General features: G+C 68.1%; 18 protein-coding genes and 1 tRNA gene. 13 read left to right on the top strand and 6 right to left on the bottom strand.

What is annotated here, in order from left to right; genetic code table 11:
- Positions 1–25 precede the first annotated feature (25 nt).
- The 3 genes from ACSQ9A_RS04955 to ACSQ9A_RS04945 all read left to right on the top strand — a co-directional run bounded on the left by ACSQ9A_RS04955 (position 26) and on the right by ACSQ9A_RS04945 (position 1,972).
- Positions 26–1,567, top strand: a complete 1,542-nt coding sequence (locus tag ACSQ9A_RS04955) for a VWA domain-containing protein (RefSeq protein WP_436302881.1) — start codon at positions 26–28, stop codon at positions 1,565–1,567.
- Between the two features lie 31 nt (positions 1,568–1,598).
- Positions 1,599–1,675 (top strand) — tRNA-Met (locus ACSQ9A_RS04950).
- Between the two features lie 114 nt (positions 1,676–1,789).
- Positions 1,790–1,972, top strand: a complete 183-nt coding sequence (locus ACSQ9A_RS04945) for a DUF3606 domain-containing protein (protein ID WP_093109539.1) — start codon at positions 1,790–1,792, stop codon at positions 1,970–1,972.
- Between the two features lie 8 nt (positions 1,973–1,980).
- Here ACSQ9A_RS04945 and ACSQ9A_RS04940 read toward each other — a convergent pair whose 3' ends face one another.
- Positions 1,981–2,196, bottom strand: a complete 216-nt coding sequence (locus ACSQ9A_RS04940) for a hypothetical protein (protein WP_436302880.1) — start codon at positions 2,194–2,196, stop codon at positions 1,981–1,983.
- Between the two features lie 162 nt (positions 2,197–2,358).
- Here ACSQ9A_RS04940 and ACSQ9A_RS04935 point away from each other — a divergent pair, with 162 nt between their 5' ends.
- Positions 2,359–2,550 (top strand): hypothetical protein, encoded by a 192-nt coding sequence (locus ACSQ9A_RS04935; protein WP_436302879.1) that lies wholly within the window; start codon positions 2,359–2,361, stop codon positions 2,548–2,550.
- Here ACSQ9A_RS04935 and ACSQ9A_RS04930 read toward each other — a convergent pair.
- From ACSQ9A_RS04930 to ruvB, 4 genes are all read right to left on the bottom strand, one after another.
- Positions 2,544–3,755 carry a glycosyltransferase gene (locus ACSQ9A_RS04930; protein WP_436302877.1) on the bottom strand — a complete coding sequence of 404 codons (1,212 nt, stop codon included), beginning with the start codon at positions 3,753–3,755 and terminating at the stop codon, positions 2,544–2,546. The two genes, ACSQ9A_RS04935 and ACSQ9A_RS04930, sit on opposite strands and share 7 nt — an antisense overlap.
- Positions 3,752–4,630 carry a UDP-2,3-diacylglucosamine diphosphatase gene (locus tag ACSQ9A_RS04925; protein WP_436293769.1) on the bottom strand — a complete coding sequence of 293 codons (879 nt, stop codon included), beginning with the start codon at positions 4,628–4,630 and terminating at the stop codon, positions 3,752–3,754. Before ACSQ9A_RS04925 ends, ACSQ9A_RS04930 begins: the two co-directional genes overlap by 4 nt.
- A gap of 88 nt (positions 4,631–4,718) precedes the next feature.
- The gene (dmeF, locus tag ACSQ9A_RS04920; protein WP_436302876.1) at positions 4,719–5,660 is read right to left on the bottom strand and encodes a CDF family Co(II)/Ni(II) efflux transporter DmeF; all 942 of its coding nucleotides are present in this window, start codon (positions 5,658–5,660) and stop codon (positions 4,719–4,721) included.
- A 12-nt stretch (positions 5,661–5,672) separates the two neighbouring features.
- On the bottom strand, positions 5,673–6,728 hold the full coding sequence (gene ruvB / locus ACSQ9A_RS04915; protein WP_093109533.1) for a Holliday junction branch migration DNA helicase RuvB: 1,056 nt from the start codon (positions 6,726–6,728) through the stop codon (positions 5,673–5,675).
- 115 nt (positions 6,729–6,843) lie between these two features.
- On the opposite strand from ruvB, the gene ACSQ9A_RS04910 reads away from it, so the two are divergent.
- Genes ACSQ9A_RS04910 through ACSQ9A_RS04880 form a run of 7 tightly spaced genes read left to right on the top strand, consistent with a single transcriptional unit; the run spans position 6,844 to position 13,240 of the window.
- Positions 6,844–7,461 (top strand): CDP-alcohol phosphatidyltransferase family protein, encoded by a 618-nt coding sequence (locus ACSQ9A_RS04910; protein WP_436302875.1) that lies wholly within the window; start codon positions 6,844–6,846, stop codon positions 7,459–7,461.
- A 14-nt stretch (positions 7,462–7,475) separates the two neighbouring features.
- Positions 7,476–9,236: a bifunctional alpha/beta hydrolase/class I SAM-dependent methyltransferase gene (locus tag ACSQ9A_RS04905; protein WP_436302874.1), complete on the top strand. Its 1,761-nt coding sequence runs from the start codon at positions 7,476–7,478 to the stop codon at positions 9,234–9,236.
- Positions 9,233–10,567, top strand: a complete 1,335-nt coding sequence (locus ACSQ9A_RS04900) for a phosphatase PAP2/dual specificity phosphatase family protein (RefSeq protein WP_436293772.1) — start codon at positions 9,233–9,235, stop codon at positions 10,565–10,567. The genes ACSQ9A_RS04905 and ACSQ9A_RS04900 overlap by 4 nt, the downstream gene beginning before the upstream one ends.
- Entirely contained in the window at positions 10,560–10,997 is a 438-nt protein-coding gene (locus ACSQ9A_RS04895; protein ID WP_093109529.1) for a hypothetical protein, read from the top strand. Before ACSQ9A_RS04900 ends, ACSQ9A_RS04895 begins: the two co-directional genes overlap by 8 nt.
- Positions 10,998–11,025: 28 nt before the next feature.
- Positions 11,026–11,715, top strand: coding sequence for a lysophospholipid acyltransferase family protein (locus tag ACSQ9A_RS04890; protein WP_436302873.1), 690 nt, complete (start codon positions 11,026–11,028; stop codon positions 11,713–11,715).
- On the top strand, positions 11,712–12,665 hold the full coding sequence (locus ACSQ9A_RS04885) for a phosphatidate cytidylyltransferase (RefSeq protein ID WP_436302872.1): 954 nt from the start codon (positions 11,712–11,714) through the stop codon (positions 12,663–12,665). Before ACSQ9A_RS04890 ends, ACSQ9A_RS04885 begins: the two co-directional genes overlap by 4 nt.
- Positions 12,662–13,240, top strand: coding sequence for a YdeI/OmpD-associated family protein (locus ACSQ9A_RS04880; protein WP_093109526.1), 579 nt, complete (start codon positions 12,662–12,664; stop codon positions 13,238–13,240). The genes ACSQ9A_RS04885 and ACSQ9A_RS04880 overlap by 4 nt, the downstream gene beginning before the upstream one ends.
- Before the next feature lie 3 nt (positions 13,241–13,243).
- Here ACSQ9A_RS04880 and ruvA read toward each other — a convergent pair whose 3' ends face one another.
- Complete coding sequence (gene ruvA, locus ACSQ9A_RS04875) at positions 13,244–13,819, bottom strand: Holliday junction branch migration protein RuvA (protein ID WP_436302871.1); 576 nt, start codon at positions 13,817–13,819, stop codon at positions 13,244–13,246.
- A 32-nt stretch (positions 13,820–13,851) separates the two neighbouring features.
- Between ruvA and ACSQ9A_RS04870 the strand changes: the two genes are divergently transcribed.
- Both ACSQ9A_RS04870 and ybeY read left to right on the top strand, forming a co-directional pair.
- A complete protein-coding gene (locus tag ACSQ9A_RS04870; protein ID WP_436302870.1) occupies positions 13,852–14,799 on the top strand; it encodes a PhoH family protein in 948 nt (315 codons plus the stop codon).
- A 1-nt stretch (position 14,800) separates the two neighbouring features.
- Positions 14,801–15,253 (top strand): rRNA maturation RNase YbeY, encoded by a 453-nt coding sequence (gene ybeY / locus ACSQ9A_RS04865; RefSeq protein WP_093109523.1) that lies wholly within the window; start codon positions 14,801–14,803, stop codon positions 15,251–15,253.
- Positions 15,254–15,255 lie beyond the last annotated feature (2 nt).

The raw sequence follows: 15,255 nt of genomic DNA, 5'->3' as shown, positions 1-15,255 counted from the left end.
CTGCATCCACAACCCGGAGCTGCTGATGACCACCCGCCTTTCCCTCCTTCGACGCCCGCTCGTCGCACTGCTGTGCGCCCAGCTTCTCTTGAGCGCCTGCAGCGCCACCGAACTCGCACCCGGCGCCGCGCGCTGGCCCACGCCGGCGCCGCAGCCCGAACCCGCGAACTTCCCTTCGCCGCAGTGGCCGGGGAACGTGGTCACGCGCACGGTGCCGAATTTCGAGGCGCCCTCGGCCACCCATTGCGCGAGGCCGGTGCAGACCTACGAGACGCCGGGCCGCACGGGGCAGGACGCACGGCGCGATGAGGCGCCCGCCGTTTACGGCGAGGCCCGCCCATCTCTGAGTCGCGAAGCCAAGTCGAAGCGTAGCGCGCCGGGCGAGGCGGCATCCGATGCCGCGGTCGCCATGCCGGCGCCTGCGGCTCCCGCTGCCGGCGCAGCCAGGGAGGCACTGGTCGCCGAAGCCGAGGCGCCGCGCTTTGCACCGCCGGCGCCCAGCGCGCAACCCATTCAACGCCCCCGGCCGCAACAGCAGGTGGTCAGCGCCGGCATGGTCGACGACAACGCCGACTTCTCGGCCTACCTTCAGTTCCGCCGGCGCACCCAGGTGGCGCATCGCGAGCGCGATGTGAGCGAGCGCTACCTGCTACAGGTGCGCAACGCACGCGGCATGGCCGTGCCCGATGCCGAGGTCGCGGTGCAGGCCGCGAACGGCGCCGCCATGTGGGCCCGCACCGACGCGGCCGGCCGCGCCTGGCTGCATCCCAACGCCTTCGATCCCTCGGGCAGCCAGGTGTACGAAGTGGCTGTGCGCAAGTACGGCCAGCAGGGCACGACCTTCCTGCGTCGCGGGCAGAAAAGCGCGGTCGAGCTGGTGCTGAATACGGCCGCTGTCCCGCAGCGCGCGCGCCTGGACCTGGTCTTCCTGATCGATGCCACCGGTTCGATGGGCGACGAGATCGGCAAGCTCAAGAGCACGCTGCGCACCATCGCCAACGAGGTGGCGCAACTGCCGAGCCGGCCCGACACCTGCTTCGGGCTGGTGGCCTACCGCGACCGCGGCGACGCCTTCCTCGTGCGCCGGCACGACTTCACCAACGACCTGGGCGCTTTCCAGACGGTGCTCGATGCGCTGCAGGCCGCCGCCGGGGGCGACTACCCCGAGGCGATGAACGAGGCGCTGCACGAGACCGTGCACCGGCTGAGCTGGCGCGGCACCGGCGCGACCCGCCTGGTGGTGCTGCTGGCCGACGCGCCGCCGCACCTCGACTACGGCGGTCCGCAATACGACGACGACATGATGGCCGCGCTCGGCAAGGGCATCAAGGTGTTCAGCGTGGGCGCGAGCGGGCTCGACAAGCAGGGGGAGTACGTGCAGCGCCAGATCGCGCAGTACACCGGTGGCCGCTTCGTATTCCTGACCTACAGGGAGGCAAGCAACCCCGCCAGCGGGCCCGGCCGCGAGACGGTGCACGACGTGAGCAACTATTCAGTGCAGACGCTGGACCGGCTGATCGTGCGGCTGGTGACGGAGGAACTGGCGAAACTCCCGAAGGCCGGCTGAAGGCCGTAGAGCCGGCTATAATCTTGGGCTCGGCTCTTTAGCTCAGTCGGTTAGAGCGATGGAATCATAATCCACAGGTCCGCGGTTCGAGTCCGTGAAGAGCCACCAAACCCGCCAAGAAAAGCCCGCTATCGCATCGGTAGCGGGCTTTTTTCATTGCCTTGCCAAGCGCCGCGCGCGAGCCTAAAAAGTCAGGCCGCACATCGCCTACGAGGAGTCGCCATGCCCGACGATCTGAGTCATTTCAAGCCGCTGGACCCCGGCCGGGTCAATGCCCTCGACCCCGTCGAGCTGCAGTACTGGTGCCAGCAGCTTCGCTGCAGCGAGACCGAGCTGCAGGACGCGCTGTCCAAGGTGGGCGACCACGTGACCGCGGTGCGCGATCGGCTGGCATCGCGCGAGTAGAGGCGCCCCTAGTTCTTGGGGCGCCAAGCGCTGAGGAATTCGGAGGTCTTGTCGTTCTGCCGCCGCGTCGCGCCAGCATCAGCCGAGGCGGACGAGGACGGCGAGGCGGAAGCATTGCCATTGCTGTCCTGAGGCTGCGCAGCGGGCGCACCGCTGCCCTTGCAGCCCGTCATGCACAGCACCAGCGTCGCCAGGCCGGCGACCGCAACCCACGATGTCTTCACAGCCAATTCCCCCGGTTTCGCCGTCCAGCCTGATGGCTGGCTTCGATGACCGTGAGCCTAACTGTTTTTGAAAACCAAAGCTCTAGTTTTCAGCACAAAAGTCAGCAACAAGTACTACTTTTCTCACGTACATCGCACTCGACTGTAGCCATAATGTGCTACATGAAACTCCGTGGCAATGAGGCTCCAGACGAGCCAGAGGACGAGTCCGACTACTCCTCCCTTGCGCCGCTCAACCGGGCGCATCTGACGCACGAGCCGGTTCGCCGCGTGCCGACGTGGGCCGGCTTCGCGTGCGCCGTGGCATTGGGTGCGGCGGTGGTCGAGGCGCTCCGGCGCCTGCTCGGTCACTGAGCGCCGAGCGCCAGCCCCGAGATCGATTCTTCACCGCCGGCGGGTGCTTCGGCGCGTGTCAGGATGCCCTGCAGGATTCCCGGCAGCTCGAACACTGCGCGGTTGTGCATCTTGTGGGTCGCGGTGCGGTAGTTCTCCAGATCGGGGACCAGTTCGTCCACCGCGCCGGGCACCTTGGCATAGCTCGCGCATACCAGGCCTACCCCATGCTCGCGCACCCATTGGGCGTTGTAGCGCTCCTGCGGCAAGGTCCAGCTGTTGCACACCACGATCACCGGCAGATGCAGTTGCACCGCCTCGCTGACACTGCCCGGGCCGGGCTTGCCGATGAAGAAGTCGGCCAGTTGCATGTAGCGGGCGACGTCGGGCGTGAAACCCAGCACCAGCCGCGGCGCGCGCGCCGGTTGTGCGCGCAAGGCTTTGGCGAGCGCTTCGTTGTGGCCGCAGGCCAGGATGAGCTGGGTATCGGGCAGGCGCTTCGCGATGCCGAGCATGGCCTTGGAGCCTTGCCCGCCGAAGAGCACCAGGCCGGTTGGGCGATCGGGGTCCAGCCCCAGGCGGCGGCGCTCGGCAGCCCGATCGACGGACTCTGTCTCGTAGAAGGCCGAACGGATCATCATTCCCGAGGTCGCATGGATGCGATCATCCGGGTAGCCCGCTTCACGTGCCTGCTGCACGGCGCGTTCCGAGCCGCAGACGAAATGCTGGTCCTGCCCTTTCTCGATCCAGAAGTGCGGCGGGTGATCGGCCAGATCGGTCAGCACCGTCACGTAGGGCACGCCCGGCAGCGCCGAGGCGACCGACTCGTAGAGCGGCCGGTTGAAGTTCGGAATCAACGACACCACCATGTCCGGCTCGGTCGCCAGCCAGTGCTGCTGCAGCGGGCGCACCAGCTTCGGCTTGGCCCAGCGAATCACGGCCTGCAGCACCTTGAGCTCGTGCGCCAGCCCGATCGTCCAGCCGCGCGCGAGCCGCTTGTTGTAGACGTCCTCCGGGTCCATGCCGGTTAGCTTGCGAAAGCTGTCCTTCGGATCCAGCACTTCGCGCAGATTGACCAGGCGCACGGTCCAGGGCAAGCCCTCGCGCTGGATGGCCGCCTCGAGCGCCAACGCGGAGGCACGGTGCCCGCCGCCGGCGTCGAAGTAGACGAGGTCGACGGTTCGCTGGGCCGGGTGGCGCGAGGAAGTCGATGGCGCGCGCGTCATGCGTGCGCCGGCTCGCGCCGGGAAGCGGCCCGCCCGGCCCGGGTCGCGACCGGCATGTGCTCTGCCCAGTGCAGGATTTCGAGCCTGCCGTCGGCATGCTCGGCCAGCGCCGTGAGGCTCTCGACCCAGTCGCCGTCGTTGGCGTAGAGGATGCCATCGATGTCGCGCAGCTCGGCATGGTGGATGTGCCCGCAGACCACGCCCTGCACGCCGCGCTTGCGGGCCTCGCGCGCCACCGCGTTCTCGAAGTCGCCGACATAGCTGACCGCGCGCTTGACCTTCTGCTTCAGGTACTTGGACAGCGACCAGTAAGGCAACCCCAGGCGCGCACGCAGCGAGTTGAGATACCGGTTCAGCTTGAGCGTGAACTCGTAGAGCGAGTCTCCCACGTGGGCCAGCCACTTCGCGCACTGGATCACGCCATCGAACAGGTCGCCGTGCATGATCCAGAGCTTGCGGCCGTCAGCCGTCTCGTGGATCCATTCGTCGGCCACGTCGATGCCGCCGAAGTTGTGATGCAGGTACTTGCGCGCGAACTCGTCGTGGTTGCCCGGAATGAAGATCACGCGCGTGCCCTTGCGCGCCTTGCGCAGCAGCTTCTGGATCACATCGTTGTGCGGCTGCGGCCAGTACCAGTGGCGGCGCAGCTGCCAGCCGTCGATGATGTCGCCGACCAGGAACAGGGTCTCGCACTCGGTGTGCTTCAGGAAGTCGAGCAGCGCCTTCGCCTGGCAGCCGGGCGTGCCCAGGTGCAGGTCGGAAATCCAGAGGGTGCGATAGCGTTGGGGAGGACGCGTGACTTCCTCGTCTTCCGCGGAGGAGGACAGGTCGGCCGTGTTGCGCCATGCACTAAGAAAAGCGTCATCGCGTTGCATGGGTCGTCATCGTCGCCAGCGCGGATGACGGCGCCGTGGCGGCGCGGTGAAGCTTCAATGACAGTGCAAATGCGCCACGGCGGCGCTGTCATCCGGCCGCGCAGCGGTGAATCTCGATGGTCGAGTGCCTGATTTCTTCGTGCATCGAAAAGGTCGCACGAACGTCATCGGGCGTCAGCGTTGACGAATGCGTGACAACGCTCAATGCGCACGCATAGGCGCCCTGGCCGACGCGCCACACGTGCAGATCGGCCACGCGCGTTTCCGAATCCGCCAAGCCCTGCTCCACGCCCTCGCGGATCTCATCGACCACCGGATGGTCCATCTCGCGGTCGAGCAGCACCTTGCCGGTTTCGACAAGCAATCCCCGCGCCCAGCTCGCGACCAGCACGGCACCGACGATGCCCATCAGCGGATCGAGCCAGGCCCAGCCGTAGAGCCAGCCGCCGGCGAGCGCGACGATGGCGAGCACCGAGGTCGCGGCGTCGGCCACGACGTGCAGGTAGGCGGAGCGCAGGTTCAGGTCATGGCCGTGATCGTGCGCGTGGTCGTGATGGGCGTGGTCGTGGTGGTGATGCGCACCACCGAGCAGCCGCGCGCAAAGCAGGTTGACCAGCAGCCCCAGCACGGCCACGACGATCGCTTCCTTGTAGTGGATCGCAACGGGCGACCACAGCCGCTCGAGCGAACCCACCACCATCAGCACCGCGACGCCGAGCAGGAACAGCGCGCTCGCAAAGCCACCCAGCACTTCGATCTTCCAGGTACCGAAGGCGAAGCGCCGGTCGCCGGCATAGCGCCGCGCCGCCGCATAGGCGAAGGCGCTGAGCCCGATGGCCACGGCGTGCGAACTCATGTGCCAGCCGTCGGCCAAGAGCGCCATCGAGTTGAACCACCAGCCGGCGCCGATTTCCAGCAGCATGGCGGCGGCCGTGATCCACATCACGAGCCGCGTGCTGCGTTCGGCGGCATGGCTGTCGCCCTGGAATCGGTGTTCGTGCTGCCACCCGCTGAGATCGTGCGTATGCATGAAAAAAGACCCTCAGTTGCCGAACATGTCGCCGTCGCGCTGCGGCGCCGCGACGCCCAGATGCCGGTACGCGGCCAGCGTGGCGATGCGCCCGCGCGGCGTGCGCTGCAGGTAGCCCTGCTGGATCAGGTAGGGCTCGATCACGTCCTCGATGGTGCCGGCCTCCTCGCCGATGCTGGCCGCGATGTTGTCCAGCCCGACCGGGCCGCCGTCGAAGCGGTGGATGACCGCCTCCAGCAGCTTGCGGTCCATCAGGTCGAAGCCCTGCGGGTCGACATCGAGCATGGCCAGCGCCTTGTGGGCCAGGTCTTCGGTGATGCGCCCGTCGCCCTTGACCTGCGCATAATCGCGCACGCGGCGCAGCAGGCGGTTGGCGATGCGCGGCGTGCCGCGCGAGCGGCGTGCGATCTCGAGGCCGCCGGCCTCGTCCATCGGCACGGCCAGCAAACCGGCGCTGCGGCGCACGATGCGCGCCAGTTCCTCGGCCGTGTAGAACTCCAGCCGCGCGACGATGCCGAAGCGATCGCGCAGCGGATTGGTCAGCATGCCGGCGCGCGTGGTGGCGCCGACCAGAGTGAAGGGCTGCAGGTCGAGCTTGATGCTGCGCGCCGCCGGGCCCTCGCCGATCATGATGTCGATCTGGTAGTCCTCCAGCGCCGGGTAGAGGATTTCCTCGACCACCGGCGAGAGGCGGTGAATCTCGTCGATGAAGAGCACGTCGTTGCGCTCGAGGTTGGTGAGGAGCGCCGCCAGATCCTTGGGCTTCTCGAGCACCGGGCCCGAGGTCTGGCGCAGGTTCACGCCGAGCTCGGCCGCGATGATGTGAGAGAGCGTGGTCTTGCCGAGGCCCGGCGGGCCGAAGAGCAGCACGTGGTCGAGCGCCTCGGCGCGGTGGCGGGCGGCGCCGATGAAGATCTCGAGCTGCTCGCGCACCTTGGCCTGGCCGACGTACTCGTCGAGCAACTTGGGCCGCAGGGCGCGCTCGATCGCCTCTTCGTTGGGCGAGGCGGGCGCGGCGGAGACCACGCGTTGCGGGGCCGGAGCGAAATCGTCGGTCTGGATGGTCATGGGCGGTAGGCTGAAGGAACAGTTTAGTCGGCCGAACGGCCATCCGAGTGCAGCACCGGGGCCTCCGAGACGGATGCCTCGTGCAGAATGCGCGACCGAGGAGGGTACGAGAAGCGTGTCGATCTACGAACTGAAGCCGCGATTCCAGGCCCTGCTGCGGCCGCTGGTCGTGCGCCTGCACGCCATGGGCGTCACGGCCAACCAGGTCACCGTGGCGGCCTGCGCGATCTCGGTCGCGCTCGGCCTCTGGCTCTTCTTCGCCGCGCCCTCTCCGGCCTCTTTCGCGCTGATCCCGCTCTGGATGTTCCTGCGCATGGCCTTCAACGCGATCGACGGCATGCTGGCGCGCGAGCACAACCAGCAGAGCGCGCTCGGCGCCTTTCTCAACGAGCTGACCGACGTGCTCTCCGATGCGGCGCTCTACCTGCCCTTCGCGCTGGTCGCACCGTTCAGCCCCTTCTGGGTCGGCGTCGTGATCGTGCTGGCGGGCTTGAGCGAGTTCACCGGCGCGCTGGGCCCGACGGTGGGCGCCTCGCGCCGCTACGACGGTCCGCTCGGCAAGAGCGACCGGGCCTTCGTGTTCGGTGCGCTCGGCCTCTACATCGCGCTCGGCGGCCCGCTGCCGGTATGGAGTGCATGGCTCATGCCGATCGTCGCGGTGCTGGTGGCCTGGACCATCGTCAACCGCATCCGCCGCGCGCTGGCCGAAGCCGGCGCCGCAACCCGCACCTGAGACGAGAAATCCGAATGACCGACGCCCGCGTGCCACACGAACACCACTTCAGCACCCACGACGACGTGTCGCTGTTCTATCGGCACTGGCCGGCGACGGGCAGCGCGCGGCGCGGCGCCATCGTGCTGTTCCACCGCGGCCACGAGCACGGCGCACGCATGGCGCATTTGGTCGACGAGCTCGATCTGCCCGACTTCGATTTCTTCGCCTGGGATGCGCGCGGCCACGGCAAGTCCCCGGGCCAGCGCGGCTACAGCCCGAGCTTCGCGACCTCGGTGCGCGACGTGCAGACCTTCGTCCAGCACATCGCCAGCGCGCATGGCGTGCCGCCCGAGGACATCCACGTGATCGCGCAGAGCGTGGGCGCGGTGCTGGTCGCGACCTGGGCGCACGACTATGCGCCCCGGGTGCGCGGGCTCACGCTGGCTTCGCCGGCCTTCAAGGTCAAGCTTTACGTCCCCCTCGCGCGGGCCGGCCTCGGGCTCATGCACAAGCTGCGCGGGCTGTTCTTCGTCAACAGCTACGTGAAGGCGAAGTTCCTCACGCACGACCCCGAACGCATCGCGAGCTACGAAAGCGATCCGCTGATCTCGCGGCCGATCGCGGTCAACATCCTGCTGGGCCTTTACGAGGCGGCCGATCGCGTGGTGGCGGATGCCAATGCGATCACGCTGCCCGTGCATCTGCTGATCTCCGGCGCCGACTGGGTGGTGCATCACAAGCCGCAGCACCTGTTCTTCGATCGGCTCGGTAGCGCGATCAAGACCAAGTTGGAATTGCCCGGCTTCTTCCACGACACGCTGGGCGAGAAAGACCGCGCGCCCGCGGTGCAGGCGATCCGCGAATTCATCCTGCGCCTGTTTGACGAGGCGCCGCAACCCGTCGACCTGCGCTCGGCCCACCTGAGCGGCGAGACCGCCGATGAATCGCGCGCGCTCGCCGAGCCGCTGCCCGCCCTGTCGCCGCGCGGAGCCTACTGGGCGATCACCCGTGGAAGCCTGCGCTTCGGCGGCCTGCTGTCGCGCGGCGTGAAGCTGGGGCACGAGACGGGTTTCGATTCGGGCAGCACGCTCGACTATGTCTACCTCAACGAGCCCCGAGGCGCCGGGCCGATCGGTCGCTCCATCGACAGAACCTACTTGAATTCCATCGGCTGGCGCGGCATCCGGCAGCGCAAGGTCCATGTCGAAGAGCTGCTCCGCGAAGCGATGGAACGACTGGCCGAGCAGCACCGCGAAGTGCGCCTGATGGACATTGCCGCCGGCCACGGCCGCTACGTGCTCGACGCGGTGCAGGCCAGTCCGGTCAAGGCCGGCTCGATCCTCTTGCGCGACTACAGCGACATCAACGTGCACGACGGCCGCGCGCTGATCGCCGAGAAGGGCCTGGAAGATGTCGCGCAGTTCGTCCAGGCCGATGCCTTCGACCGCCTGAGTCTCGCGAGCGTGGTGCCGCGGCCCACGCTGGCGGTGGTCTCGGGCCTCTACGAACTCTTCCCCGACAACGAGATGGTGAGCCGCTCGCTGGCCGGCGTCGGCGACGCGGTGGAAGACGGCGGCTACCTGGTCTACACAGGCCAGCCATGGCACCCCCAACTGGAGATGATCGCGCGCGCCCTCACCAGCCACCGCCAGGGCGATGCTTGGGTCATGCGACGCCGCACGCAGGCCGAGATGGACCAGCTGGTCGAAGCGGCAGGCTTTCGCAAGATCGACCAGCGCATCGACGAATGGGGCATCTTCACGGTCTCGCTGGCCGTACGCACCGGTCCATGAAACCCTCGCGCGGACCACGGCCCTGGAAGCGCGCCGCCGCCTGGCTGGCGCTGCTCGGTCCGCTGTTCTATGCCACCTACGGCTTCGCCAACTGGTGGGCCGCAACACGCGCGCATGTGCCGGTGCTGGTGTTCGAGTGGGAGCGGGGCGTGCCCTTCTGGCCCTGGACCATCTTTCCGTACTGGACCATCAATGCCTTCTATGCGCTGTCGCTCTTTCTCGCGAGCGACCGCCATACGCTGGATCGACATGCAGCGCGGCTGCTGACAGCGCAGGTTCTTGCGGTCAGCTGCTTCATCCTCTGGCCGCTGCGCTTCAGCTTCGGCCAGCCGGCGGTCGAGGGCGCGCCGGCCTTCCTGTTCGACGCGCTGCGCGGCTTCGACCAGCCCTTCAACCAGGCGCCCTCCTTGCACATCGCGCTGGCGGTGATCCTGTGGGACTGGTACCGGCGCCTGATCCATGCGCGCTGGGCACGCGCGCTGCTGCATGTCTGGGCCTTTGCGATCTGCGCCTCGGTGCTCACCACCTGGCAGCACCACTTCATCGACATTCCGACCGGTGCGCTGCTGGGCCTGGTCTGCGTCTGGCTCTGGCCCCTCGAACGCGTGCTGGCGATGCCGCGCGCCTGGCGGCTCGCGCGCGGCCCGCAACGCTGGAAGCTGGCCGGCTTCTATGCCGCGGGTGCGCTGCTCTTCTTCGCCGCGGCGCTCGGCCTGCGCGGTGCCGCGCTCTGGCTGATGTGGCCGGCCTTGTCGCTCGCGCTGGTGGCGCTGAACTACGCAGGCCTGGACGCGCGCGGCTTCCAGATGGACCACCACGGCCGCATGCACTGGGCCGCGCGCTGGCTGTTCGCGCCCTACCGCCTGGGCGCCGTCGTCAACGCGTGGCTCTGGACACGGCGGCTGCCTGCCTCGGTCGAAGTGGCGCCGGGCCTGCGCCTCGGCCGCCTGCCGACACGCGCCGAGTGGGAGGCCGCGGGACGGCCGCGGCTTCTGAGCCTCTGTGCCGAACTGCAGACGCTGCCGGTGCCCGGCGCGCGCTGCGTGCCGATGCTCGATCTCACGGTACCGACGGCACTGCGGCTGCAACGCGCCGTCGCCGTCATCGAGGGCCAGCGCCGCAGCGGTCAGGCGGTGTGGGTCTGCTGCGCGCTCGGCTTCTCGCGCAGCGCGGCCTCGGTGATCGGCTGGCTCGGCGTTCACGGCGCCGCCGGCACCATGGCGCTCGCGCACGATGCGGTGCGCCGCGCGCGCCCGCAGATCGTGCTGCGCCCGGCCTGGCTCGCCGCGCTCGATCAACTGGCCACCTCGGGAAAGACACGCGATGAATGACGACAACGACCGCGCACTGTGCACGGCCACGGCCGGATTGCTGCGCGCCAGCGACGCGCTCGCCTTTTGGGGCCTTGCCCTTTCCTTCATCTCTGGTCTGGTGCTGGCTCTGACGGGGCGCTCGCTGGGCTCGGCCGCCTGGATCGCCTACGCGGCCGTCGCGTTGATCGGACTGCCGGAGCGCTACCTCGCGCTGCGCCTGCGGTTCGACGCAACCCTGTTCGACGGGCTCGCGACAGCGACGATCGCGTCGCTGCCCTCGATGGACCGCGCGCTCGAACAGCTCGGCCTGCGGCGCGGTGGCGACGGCTCGCGCCCGCTGACCGATCGCGTGCTCGGCACTCGCCAACTGGTGCAGCGCCACGGCATCGCGGTCATCGCGCAGACCATCGTCTTCGCGATGGCGCTCGCGATGCAGGACTGGCGCTGAGGCCACGCATGAATCCCGAGGAGTTGTCATGAGTTCTTCCGAATCGGGCGGGCTGCGCAAGGCGGCGGCCGTCGTCTCGGCCTGGCTGATCGTCGTCTTCGCCAAGCTCCTGACCGGCGTGCGCGCCATCTGGGCCGGCACCAGCCCGAAGGCCGAGCAGACGCTCTACTTCGCCAACCACACCAGCCATGGCGACTTCGTGCTGCTGTGGGCCACGCTGCCGCCGGACCTGCGCGCGCTCACACGGCCGGTGGCCGGGCAGGATTACTGGGACGCCTCGCCGCTGCGCCGCTTCATCGGCCGCGACGTGTTCAACGCACTGATGATCCGCCGCGACGGCAGCGCCGCCGGCAGCGAAGCGGCCAACCCGGTCGACCAGATGACTGAGGCGCTGCGCTCGGGCGACTCGCTGATCATGTTTCCCGAAGGCACGCGCAACATCGGCGAGGAGGTGCTGCTGCCGCTCAAGAGCGGGCTCTACCACCTGGCCCGCGCCTGTCCTCAGGTGCGGCTGGTGCCGGTTTGGATCGAAAACCTCAAGCGCGTGCTGCCCAAGGGCACGCTGGTGCCGATTCCGCTCGCCTGTAGCGTGCGCTACGGCACGCCGATCAGCCTGGCCGAAGACGAAGACAAGAACGCGTTCATCGCGCGGGCGCGCGCGGCAATGCTCGATCTGCGGCCCGAGTACGACCGCGCGGAAGAGATCTCGCCATCATGAACATCTCTGCCTCCACCGGGACCACGCTCACGCTCTTCGGCGGCGTCGCCGGCGTGCTGATCCTCGCCTCGGCCATCGGCGCGCTGCTCAAGTGGCGCGTGGCGCAGGGCCAGCCCCATTCGGTGATCGACAACCTGAACTCGCGCGTCAACGCATGGTGGGTGATGGTCGCGGTGATCGGCATCGCTTTCGCGTTCGGCAAGGGCGGCGTGATCCTGCTGTTCTACCTGATCTCGTTCTACGCGCTGCGCGAATTCATGAGCCTGGCCTATACGCGGCGCGGCGACCACCATGCGATCGCGCTCGCCTTCTTCGTCGCGCTGCCGGTGCAGTACTTCCTGATCTGGATCGAGTGGTACGGGCTCTACTCGATCTTCATCCCGGTCTACGCCTTCCTGGTGCTGCCGATCCTCGCCGCGGTCGGCGGCGACACCAAGCGCTTCCTCGAGCGCACGTCCAAGGTGCAGTGGGGGCTGATGGTCTGCGTGTTCTGCATCAGCCACGTGCCGGCGCTGCTGACCTTGCAGATCCCCGGCTTCGAAGGCCGCAACCTGCTGTTGATCGCCTTCCTCGTGATCGTGGTGCAGGGCAGCGACGTTCTGCAGTACGTCTGGGGCAAGCTTTTCGGCCGGCGCAAGGTGGCGCCTGAGCTCTCGCCCTCGAAAACCTGGGAAGGCCTGATCGGCGGCGTGGCCAGCGCCACCGCGCTCGGCGCCGCGCTCTACTGGGCCACGCCCTTCAATGCCTGGCAGGCGGCGCTGATGGCGCTGACCATCTGCGTGATGGGCTTCTTCGGCGGCCTGGTGATGTCGGCCATCAAGCGCGACCGCGGCGTGAAGGACTGGGGCACGATGATCGAAGGGCACGGCGGCATGCTCGACCGGCTCGACTCGGTGATCTTCGCGGCGCCGATCTACTTCCACGCACTGCGCTACTGGTGGGTTCCATGACGGCATCCGAAGAGGCGTCACTATTTTTCGAGACTGCGGCGCAATGGAAGAAGTGGCTCGCCACCCATCACGCCACATCGGCGGGCGTGTGGCTGCGCCTCGCGAAGAAGGACAGCAGCGAGCGCTCGGTGAGCTATGCCGAAGCGGTCGAGGAAGCGCTTTGCCAGGGTTGGATCGATGGCCGGAAGAAGGCCGATGACGACAGCTTCTGGCTGCAGCGCTTCACGCCGAGGTCGGCCAGGAGCGTCTGGTCGAAGATCAATCGCGACAAGGCCATGACGCTGGTGAAGGAGAAGCGCATGCGGCCGGCCGGCAAGGCGCAGATCGATCGGGCGAAGAAGGACGGTCGCTGGGAAGCGGCCTACGACGGCGCACGCACGTCCGCCATCCCGCCCGATCTGAAGGCCGCGCTCGACGCCGATCGCCACGCGGCCGCCTTCTTCGAGACGCTGGATGCCGCCAACCGCTATGCAATTCTGTGGCGCCTACAGACTGCCAAGAAAGCAGAGACGCGCGAACGCCGACTCGCGCAGTTCGTGGCGATGCTGGCGCGCCACGAGAAGATCCACGCCTGAACGCTACTTCGCCAGCGCCTTCAGCGCCAGCTTGATTCCTTCGCCCACCGCCACATCCTTCGGCAAGGCCTTGAGCGAGGCGGCGGCCTCCTTGTCGCTGTAGCCCAGCGCGACCAGCGCTTGCAGGATGTCGGCCTGCGCATCGGTCCTCGCCGCATGCGCAGGCGCGCCGATGTCGGCGCCCAGCTTGCCCTTGAGTTCGAGCAAGAGCCGCTCGGCGGTCTTCTTGCCGATGCCGGGAATCTTCACCAGCCGCCCCGCGTCCTGCAGGGTGATGGCCTGCGCGAGCTCGGCGACGCTGAGGCCGGACAGCACGCCCAGCGCCATGCGCGGTCCGACACCCGAGATCTTGATGAGCTGGCGAAAAGTGGCGCGCTCGTCGGCGCTGCCGAAGCCGTAGAGCACCTGCGCATCCTCGCGCACCACGAAATGCGTGAGCAGCGAAACGCGTTCGCCGGTGGAAGGCAGGTTGTAGAAGGTGCTCATCGGCACGTCGACCTCGTAGCCGACGCCGTTGCAGTCCACCACCACCTGCGGCGGATTGCGTTCGGCCAGGATGCCGGTGAGTTTGCCTATCATGGGTGCCCTTCTCGCTTTGAAATGAAATCCGCGTGATTCTGCGACACACCTTCGCCCCGCCCAACAACACGCGCCTGGGGCACCTCTGCGGGCCGCTCGACGCGCACCTGCGGCGTATCGAGGAGGCGCTCAACGTCAAGATCGCGCACCGGCACGAGCAGTTCAAGATCGAGGGGCCCAAGCTCAACGCACAGCGCGCGATGGACGTGCTGCAGGCGCTCTACGAGATCGCCCAGCGCCCGATCGATGCGGCGGTGGTGCAGCTCACGGTGGCGGGCGACAGCTCGATGACCGAGGCCGACGACGGCGCGGTGACGCTGGCCACGCGCCGCGCCGACCTGCGTGCGCGCACGCCCAACCAGAGCGTCTACCTCGACAACATCGCCAACCACGACATCACGATCGGCATCGGCCCCGCCGGCACCGGCAAGACCTACCTCGCCGTGGCTTGCGCGGTCGATGCGCTGGAGCGCAGCGCGGTGCAGCGCATCGTGCTCACGCGGCCGGCGGTGGAGGCCGGCGAACGGCTCGGCTTTTTGCCCGGCGACCTCACGCAGAAGGTCGACCCCTACCTGCGGCCCTTGTACGACGCGCTCTACGACCTGATGGGTTTCGATCGCGTGCAGAAGGCCTTCGAGCGCAACACGCTGGAGATCGCGCCGCTTGCCTTCATGCGCGGCCGCACGCTCAACAATGCCTTCGTGATCCTCGACGAGGCGCAGAACACCACGCCCGAGCAGATGAAGATGTTCCTGACGCGCATCGGCTTCGGCGCCAAGGCGGTGGTGACCGGTGACGTGAGCCAGATCGACCTGCCCAAGGAGCAACTGAGTGGCCTGATCGATGCCGAACGCGTGCTCAGGCGCGTCAACGGCATCGCCATCACGCACTTCACCAGCGCCGACGTGGTGCGGCATCCGCTGGTGGCGCGGATCGTCGATGCCTACGACGGTGCGCGCAAGCGCGCTGCGAGCCGCTGAGATGGCGCTCGCCGCCTTGTCGCTGTCGCTGCAGTTCGCGCGCTTTCGCGACGCGGCGCGCCACCGCGCCGCGCTGCCGCGCCACCAGGTCGCGCGCTGGATCCGCCATGCGCTCGATGCCGACGGCGAGATCACCGTGCGCATCGTCGATGCCGAGGAAGGCCAGCAGCTCAACCGCGAATTCCGCGGCAAGGACTACGCGACCAACGTGCTGACCTTCGACTATGCGCAAAGCCCGGTCGTGATGGCGGACCTGGTGCTCTGCGCGCCGGTGGTTGCGCGTGAAGCGAAGGAACAGCGCAAGACACTGGCCGCGCACTATGCGCACCTGCTGGTGCACGGCACGCTGCATGCGCAGGGCTGGGACCACGAGACTGGCGAGGCCGACGCCGAGGCGATGGAGGCGCGAGAGATCGAGATCCTCGCGCGGCTCGGCATCAAGAACCCCTACTGAAG

This window comes from Variovorax sp. LjRoot290 (genome assembly GCF_964253985.1).
GTDB lineage: Bacteria > Pseudomonadota > Gammaproteobacteria > Burkholderiales > Burkholderiaceae_C > Variovorax.
The sequence above is the reverse complement of the archived record's forward strand: the minus strand, read 5'-3'. Positions and strand labels throughout refer to the sequence as shown.